This window comes from Fervidicoccaceae archaeon (assembly GCA_038878695.1).
Classification (GTDB): Archaea; Thermoproteota; Thermoprotei_A; order Sulfolobales; family Fervidicoccaceae; genus JAVZVD01.
The window spans coordinates 577,188-586,023 of record JAVZVD010000001.1 but is presented as its reverse complement, the minus strand read 5'-3'; the positions used below and the strand labels follow the sequence as shown (position 1 = coordinate 586,023).

Here is an 8,836-nt window from a genome sequence, read left to right as displayed (position 1 = left end):
TGATCGTTACGGACCCGCCGTACAGAGACGACGTGCCGTATGCGGAGCTAAGCGACTTCTACTACGTTTGGCTCAAGAGAATCCTGAGAGACTACCACCCGGAGGCGTTCAAGCACAGAACACAGTGGGAGGCGCTATCGCTACGGGAGATCACGTACAACGAGGGCAGAGTAAAGCACTTCCTCGGCAAAAGCGGTCCAGAGTACTACACGGAGCTACTTGGCAAAGCGTTCGAGACAATGGAGAAGAGGCTGAAGAAAGATGAACTACTAGTTGTCTATTTTGCTCATACGAGCCCTAGGGCGTGGCTTGAGCTTGTTGAAGCTGGATGGAGGCGTACACAGCTCGCTCTCACGAAGACGTGGGTTCTTCACACAGAGAGCGAGGAGAGGGTTACAGCTAGGGGTAAGACTGCTCTAAAGACAAGCATTATTGCAACGTGGAGGGTTAAAGACTGCGGTGAAGCCGAGCTGAGGACTGTTTCCGAGGAGGTTAGATCGCGGGTGAGGGAGCTCTTGAGCAAGGTAAAGCTGGACGGTACAGACCTCTACTTCGCCGCTTTCTCCACCGCTCTCAGCGTTTACACTTCGTACAGAGCTATAAGGAAAGCCATAGGAGCCTACGCGTCAACCGAGGACATCGTTAAGCAAGCCATGAGAATAGCATCCGAGGAGCTCGTCGGAGATGAAGCCGCGAAGCTCTCACCGATATCGCTAGCCTACGCGCTGATAAAGAGACTGCACGCTGGAGAAGCTACTGTTCTCCTGTCGAGCCAGGAGCTCATAACCCTGGGGTACAGTGTTCTCGGTGATGTAGCCGAGTCGAAGAAGAAACTAGGGGAAAAGCTCCACGAGGTACTTGTAAAGGAGAGAGCTATAACTCCGGTGAACACCGAGAGCAAGGGCTCGAAGGTAGCGAAGCAGAAGACCTACGTACTTCTCTCGCCGAGCTCGGACGACCCAGAAGAGCTCAAGAGGATAGCTGGGCTGAGAAAACTGGACCTGGTAAAACTCGGTGTTAGGGAGGATAGCAGGGTAAGAGAGCTATCGAACGCCCTGGACGTTCTCCACATACTCGAGTACGAGGTTACGCAGACGTTCAGCGAGTTCAAGGTTGTCTACGAGGAGCTCTCATCTAAGTACCCGCACCTCGTCGAGGAAGCTGTAGCGCTAGCGCGTGCTCTAGCCAGGATAAGGAGCGACCCCGAAGCCTCGCTGTGTTCAAGAGTTATAAGTATTCTTGAGCGTATTAAAACCTAGATGAATGAGATCATGTCCATTGTAGCTCAGGTCCCGCCTCTGAAGAGCATCAGAGTTAGAAAGGAAATCCTGGAAGGAAACTACACTCCGGCAATCGACATAGTACACATCGATAGGGGCACCGCACCCGAGTTCCTCAGAAACCCGGCTGAGTTCTTCAAGAGAACAGCTGTTACTCAGGGGATCAAGAAGCTTGTGATAATGGTACTGATGAGCCTCCTGAACATCAGAGAGGACGTAGTTGGAGGTGTGAGGTGCCGCGTTGAGTCAAGACTCTTCGTTCTTCCATCGCTGTTCGGAGGCGGAAAATCCCATGCTCTGGCAACCCTTTACCACGTGCTCAAGGTCATACGGGAGTCTAGAACCCCACGAGAAGCCGCAGAGGTTCTCGCCATCTTAGACAAAGACATAGCTGACTACGTGGTGAAGAACTGGCAGAGGTTCCACGAGGCGACGAAAATCAAGGTGGTTGTCGTCCATGGAGGTGAAAGCGACCACGCGCCAACACCGCTCGACAACAAGCCCATTAAGACCATCTGGGGCTACATAGCCGATAAGCTCGGAAACTACCAGCTCGTAGCCGTGCAGGACAACAATGTCGTAGCACCTTCGAAAGACCAGCTTAGAACCCTGCTGAACGGAAGCAGTGCGGTAATACTCATTGACGAGATAGCACAGTATTACGGAAGAATACCCGAAAACATGCGACCCCTGGTGAACCAGTTCATCCTGGTACTCTCGGAACTACTCACAACAGAGGATATACAGTCCTGCGCGGTGGTTATAACCATTCCCTTCAGCCCCGAGACAGGGAGACTCGAGAAGGCGCACGAGAAGCTCTTTGACGTTGACGTCATAAAGAGAGTGCTCGATAGAACCCGAGGAACCACGATAGTCGTCACGTCATTCGGGGACATAGCGTCGATCGTCAGGAAGAGGATTTTCGACGAGGACCCCGCTAAGCTCGCAAGCCTTGGAAGGAAGATCGGCGAAATGATAGTAAACGCTGTGCCCGCCACCGAGATCAGAGACCACCTGGTGAGGCGTAAGCTTGTAGACGAGCTCGAGAAAACCTACCCGGTTCACCCGGAGACCATAGAAACCCTGAGGGTTCTCCACCAGTACCTGAGCGAGCACTTCCAGCTCACCAGGAGCCCTCTGGCAATTGTAGCCGAATCCCTCAGAGCTGTTGAGCTCGGATGCTTTGACTGGACGGGTTTTGAACCGCATCTCCTCATGCCGTACTACGTGCCCGTCTTCGACGAAGCTGTCCTCGTCTCCAATTTGCCATCAACTGAGAGAGATTTCCAGAGGTTCGTGAGCGTCCTCAGGAGCTCTGTTGTTAGTGAGAGTACCTCAGTAGACGTGAAATGCACGGTTAAACCAGTTCACGAGCAGTACGTAGATAAGGAATACGTTCCCGCGGCGTACGCTATCTCCGTCTACATCTGGCTGAGAAGCCTCGCTGGAAGAGGCCTTGTAAGCAACAAGGACATATACCCAACGACCAGGGATGTCGCTTACGCAGTAATCGACCTCCCGGTAGCCAAGGACAGTAAGTGGTACGATGCCGAGGCTACACTAAGGTACCTCTCAGGTAAGCTCCCACATCTCCACGTCCACGAAGACCGGTGGTTCATGAAGTGGACTCCGAGGCTACAGGAACTGATGAACAGGTACGCTGAGAAGGTAACAGACGATGAAGTTGAAACCGTCCTGAGGAACCAGCTGGACACGGGCTTCAAGAAAGTGAGAAGCGGGCTACCACTACTGGGTGAAGCCGCTGTTTTCCACAACGAGATCAGAGAGGAGGGTGCAGTTCCAACCATCGTAGTATACACGGAGCCGGTCCCAGACAGCGAACTCGCTGAGCAAGTCAAGTACACGAACACGCTGATACTAGTCCCCGACACCGAGTCCAGAATCCCCCCTGATGAAGCGAAGAGGTACGGTGTGAAAGCCGAAACCTACTGGGAAGCCCTGAGGAGCGCGATCAAGTACCACATTGTCTGCAGAGATAAGCTCACCGAAGAGGTTCTCGCAGAGGAGTACGAAGCCGACATCAGGGAGGAGCCGGACCTCCTGAAAAAGCTGAAGCAGGATGTATCGAAGTGCGAAAAAGACTACCTCAAGTACACCGAGGTCCTGATAAGCAAAGTATACAACACCGTTAAGCTCAAGCGCGGAGGGAGAATACTGTCGCTGAAGCTTAGCGAAATCGTGCGGGAGAAACAGGTGTTCAAGGCTGTTGAAGAAACACTTTGCAGTAACTCGTTCATCCTCTCGGAGATGGATGAGAACTGGGTGCTGGATGTAGCCAGGGTTCTCCTAGGAGAGAGCGCGGTCCAGGACAGCGTTATGCTCAACAACGTGTGGATCAACCTGCTCACCGGAAACCGAGAGGACATACCAGTCATGAGCTTGAAGTGGTTCGTGGAGAACGCTCTGAAACCCGTCAAGAACCTCGAGTACGCCGTCAAGATCGAGGGTAAACTCTACTGGAAGAGCGTGCTCTCCTCGAAGAGCGAAGCACTAGCCCGTGTAAAGAGCGGTGGAGCCGGCTCCCTAACCGACGAGGAGTACGAGAGCATTGCTAAGGAAGCCCTGAGCTCCATGAAGCAGGGGAGACCAGTGGTTTTAACGAAGTACACGAGCATCCTCGAGGAGTGGCTGGAGAACGCCAAGAGGAGCCTCGAGAGCAACGAGATCCTGGTGTTCACGGACGGAGAACGAGAGCTCACCCTCGATGCTCTGCGCCAGCTACCGGGCTACGGCGAGCTCATTAGAACAACGTACGTTGCCTACAAGGAGAAGATCGCTGTCCGAGTAGACATCGACGCCCCCGGGGAAGCTGAAGCCGAAGCACCTATCCTCATCAAGCTGAACCTGAAGGCTGTTGCACCCGTCGTCGAGAGAGCAAAGCTGAGGATCACAGCGAAGGGTGCAGAGCCAGCGCAAATCGAAGAAGACGTTGCCGTACCGTTCAGCAGGAGCTTTGAGCTAAAACCCGAGAAGAACGCTGGAGAGGTCGTGGTCACAGCAGTGGTTCTAGACGAGAAGGGATCAGTACTGGGGCGCGGAGAGAAAACCGTACGCATACGTAGACCCGTGCTCGCTCCAGAGGAAGTCACTCTCACTCTCACGGTTCGCGACGCTAAAGAGTACCTCGAGGCTGGCAGAGTCGTGGCTTTGAAAGCAATGGAGATTTCGTCCTTTGAAGACTTCCACAGAGCAGTAGCGGTCTCAAGGGAGCTGGTGGGCTCAATCACCGTAAAAGCCGTTATGGACAAGATCCGAGTGGAAGCCGACAACCTATCCGTGGACGAAGCAATCCAGGTCCTATCGCTAGTCAGAGACTTAACCGATAGCTTCGAGGTGAGAGACCTGAGAATCACCGTGCATGTGCCAGAGGACAAGATGAGCGAAGTCGAGAAAATCAAGGAGCTCCCGGACAACCTCCGCTTAACAGTCCTGGTGAAAGGGTGATCCAGGTGAGCGGAGAAATTGTAGGGGAGCGCAAGAGGTACTTTGCCACGATGTACCTGCGGAGGAAGAAGAAGAAAAGTGTGAACCCGTGGCACAGCGACATCGTTGAAGGGTACTTCAGGTGGTGGATAGCGTACTTCAGTACGACGAGCAAGGGGGTGGAGGAGAAGCTGGGACGGCTGGTTCTCAGCAGGAGAGCTTTCAAGGAGCTTGTCCGCGACGGCGACACTGTTCTAGCGGTGCCAGCCCACGACCCGGAGTACTACGTGTGGTTCGCCGAGAAGCTCGGAGCCAGCGTTAAGCTCGTCGAGAGAGAGGTGAACGCGTGGGGGCGAGGTAAAACCATCGTCAGAGTACCCGTAATTGAGTTCCCTGGGCTGGACCAGGGACACCAGCACATGCTGTACTCAGCAGTTTTGGCAACATATAGGCGTAAGCCCTACACCGCCTACAGGAGAGTGGGTGAGGAGATAGAGCAACGGGGAATATGGTCGGACAGGCTCGGCATCACGGTAATGGACAGGTTCGTGGACAACAGGTACAGCTACATGAACAGAGGGCTCTACTGGGCTCTCCGCGTGGGTAAAGCCTTCAGAGTAATGTACGGGTATGACAAGTGAAGGACGCGAGACTACTCCTACTACATGTGCTCGCCGAGAACTACCTTAGAAACCCTTTTTTCACATTGCCCCGCTCTGCTAACCGCCCGGTTGAGCCTCTACTCCACCAAACAGAGCTGGTCGCCAGGGCTCTCCTCATAAACCCTACGAGAATCCTCATAGCTGATACGATTGGTCTTGGAAAAACCGTTGAAGCACTACGAATACTGCATGCTCTGAGCATGCTTCAGCCTCTCAGACGAATCCTCATAGTTGTACCATCTGTTCTCGAAAAGCAATGGATAAGCGAGCTGGAAAGGTTCGGAGTTAAAGCCAAGAACACCTCGGCTCTTCTCGAGGAGCTCATGGAGTGTGGGGATGCGGAAGGCTACTACGTGGTCAGAATGGATACTGTGAAGAAGAAAGAGTACATTGACAAAGTGAGAAAGATTGCTTGGGACGCGATCATTGTCGATGAAGCCCACAGGCTTGCACCTAAGATACTTAGAGAAGAGATAGCGAAGCTTGCTAGGAATAATCGCAACACAACCGTTTTACTGCTCTCCGCGACACCGCACAGAGGAGACGAGAAAAAGTACCTCTACCTGCTCTCCGTGTTGGATCCAGATATAGAGAAGCTCATACCCAAGGAGAAGAAAGCTAAGCCAAAGGTGGGATCAGACTTCTACGCGGCAACACACATGGTTCTAGTACACAGGAGGACCAAGGAAGACGTTAACAACGTGTATGAGCAGAAGGAGCTGTTCAAACCAGCAGTAATGCTCTCGGTTCTCATAGCGCCTACTCTCGAGGAGCAGAAGCTACTGAAGAACCTCGTTTCGTTGGGAAGATCGATCGTGGCAAGGTACTATCAGAAGGTTTACGAAGCTGGTGAGTACGAGGCTAAGCGTGCGCGAGCGGTATCCGCTCTTCTATCCATGCTACTTATCAAGCGGGGAACCTCCTCTCCGCAGGCACTAGTTGAGACCTTCGCGAAGATAACATCCAAGAGAGCCGAAGAACTGGTAGTAATCGGAAAAACGGGAATTGAAGAAGCCCTCAAGAAAGTGAGAATAGCGCTGAGGCGGGAGATTGCCGGGGAGGGAGAAGTAGAACCAGACAGGGTCTTCAACGAACTAGGCGCTGTTCTCCAGGAGGCAAACCTTCTGAAAAACGAGGAGAGTGTCAAGCTGAGCGAGTCCATAAACATCGCTGAACGGTTGATCAGCGGCGAGTTCAGGGACTCCAAGATAGAGTTCCTACTGAGGCTCATCGAGCTGGCGAAGAGCAAGCCGGAGGGCGTGTTCTCGGATCTCGGAGACGCCAAGATACTGGTTTTCACCGAGTTCAAAGACACCGCTTACTATGTGTACAAGAGGCTCGTGGATGAGCTCAGCAAACGTTACCCCAACGCAGGTGACATGGTCAGAGTTCTCACCTCCGACAACAAGAACGAGTACCTAGATGTGGTGAAGTGGCTAGAGAAACCCGGTGTGAAGGTGCTGGTTGCAACGGACGTTATGAGCGAAGGGTTGAACCTTCAAGAAGCCAACGTCCTCGTGAACTACGAGGTTGTTTACAGCCCTCTGAGGCTCGAGCAGAGGGTTGGTAGAGTGTGGAGGTACGGTCAGAGGAGAACTGTTTATGTGTTCAACCTCTTCCTCTTGAACACGGTTGAGGAGAAGATACAGAGGATATTCTTCGGCAAGGTTTACAGCATAGTGGAGTCCTTAGGCAAGCAGGAGCTCGGGCTGGGTGAAGAAGCGTACCTGGTTACTCTTCGAAACACGATATTCGATGAGACCATTAGGCGAAAGCTCGGAGAGAAAGCATCCGATGTGCTGAGCAGGTACATTGGCGCTGTACCACTCATCAGGATTCTGAGAAAGGAAAAGCTGGTGGATGAGAAAGAGAAAGGTATTCAGCCCGAGGAGGTCATCCTGAGGAAGCTCATCGAATCAGGAGACGAGGAGTACGCTAAGCTCCTGGAAAAACTGGCTGAGAGGTTCGTAGGCGAGATCGTGAGGCTTGCCGAGAGAATCAAGAAGAGCAGAGTGTATCCGGGTCAAACTAGCAGGCATGACATCGAGAACGCTTTGTACAGCATGTGCGGTATCAAGAACCACGAAGAGGCGGGAAAGCTTGCGAAGCTTCTTCTCGAAACGTACTGCAGGCTCGCGGGCTGTACCGCTAAGCCCGAGGACCCTGTTGAATCCATCAACATGGTTGTAAACAGAACCAGGACCGTGGAGGAATCCCCACCACCCGGAACCCTCTACATCGCCGTCAACAACCCAGGTAGAAGAGTCTACATTCTGTACAGGGTAACCATAAACTTGGGTAACAGAGCTGTTTCGGACCTGATAGGCTTAGAGGTCAACGTCGACGAGAACTGGATAGCACCCCTGAGAGAAGTATCTCTCGTGGAGACGATTTCCAGAATGCTACTCGAGTCTCTCCCCGTAGATGAAGTACACGGCTACCTCAGAGACCAGCTTGAACACTACGCAAAGATCTACGCTGGCTACGCGAAAGCAAAGGGCGTAGCCCTCGACAAAATGTTCGAGAACACGAGGAAGTACGAGGATGTCAAGAAGACGGTTTTCAGCGGGATCGGGGCAAAGCCCAACCCCCTCTACAGCACCCGAGCCACCGTGGACCTGCAACCCCTAGCTGTCTTCTTCACGCTGGGCTTCTTACCGGAGTCCACGTACATCTCTGCAACTGGGGTCTGGGGAGGATTCGAGAAGAAGTACCTGCTCGAGGTTGTCGCCGAGCTCGAGAGGAAAGCTAGTAGAGAGCCAATACTGGTCAACTTAGTGGAGCACTACGACATCTACAGCAGAGATGGCAACGAGGAGAGGTTCATAGAGTGCAAGGGCTTTGTTAAGCCAAGGCTCGAGTTCGAGCTCACGGAGAGAGAGTATGCTACGGCTAAAGAGCTCGGGGAGAAGTACTGGATATACCTAGTCTACGGCGTGGGAACCAGGAACCCAGTTGTGCTCGCAATCAGGAACCCGGCGAACAGGCTTCCGCTCACCAGGAGAGAAGTCAGGATCACCGCGTACAGGTTTGGTTTCCACCCCGGTGCTCAGGATTGATCAAGCAAAGGCTCGGCAACTCGGTTATCATCGAGGTTTACGGTGGTGCAAGAAGCATTGGTGGTAACTGCGTGGTTGTCAGAGACGAGGAGAGCGGCTTCTCTGTGATGCTCGACCAGGGGATCGACTTCGGGGCTTTCACCAAGTTCTACGGTGGCTACATAGAACCTCACACTCTCAGAGACCTCTACGAGGTTAAAGTCATACCACCACCAGAAGCCTACGAAGGCATTGACGCTGTGTTCATCTCCCACCTCCACCTTGACCACCTGGGAGCACTCTCCATGGCTGAGGAGCAGGGTGTTGAGCTCTACGTTCCACACATGGGTATCCTCGCGAAGCTCACCAACTCCTGAGAGTGGTCGTGGAAAAGCGTTCTACTACCACCCAC

5 protein-coding genes are annotated in these 8,836 nt (G+C 53.1%); all 5 read left to right on the top strand.

The features are described from left to right. Positions 1-1,259: hypothetical protein (locus QXU97_03330; protein ID MEM4035627.1), on the top strand; the 1,259-nt coding region annotated here is incomplete at its 5' end. Between the two features lie 12 nt (positions 1,260-1,271). Then, positions 1,272-4,745, top strand: coding sequence for a DUF499 domain-containing protein (locus QXU97_03325; GenBank protein ID MEM4035626.1), 3,474 nt, complete (start codon positions 1,272-1,274; stop codon positions 4,743-4,745). Between the two features lie 5 nt (positions 4,746-4,750). Next, the gene (locus QXU97_03320; protein ID MEM4035625.1) at positions 4,751-5,365 is read left to right on the top strand and encodes a hypothetical protein; all 615 of its coding nucleotides are present in this window, start codon (positions 4,751-4,753) and stop codon (positions 5,363-5,365) included. Further along, positions 5,362-8,445, top strand: coding sequence for a DUF3883 domain-containing protein (locus QXU97_03315; protein ID MEM4035624.1), 3,084 nt, complete (start codon positions 5,362-5,364; stop codon positions 8,443-8,445). Before QXU97_03320 ends, QXU97_03315 begins: the two co-directional genes overlap by 4 nt. Next, positions 8,442-8,801 carry an MBL fold metallo-hydrolase gene (locus QXU97_03310; GenBank protein MEM4035623.1) on the top strand — a complete coding sequence of 120 codons (360 nt, stop codon included), beginning with the start codon at positions 8,442-8,444 and terminating at the stop codon, positions 8,799-8,801. Before QXU97_03315 ends, QXU97_03310 begins: the two co-directional genes overlap by 4 nt. Positions 8,802-8,836 lie beyond the last annotated feature (35 nt).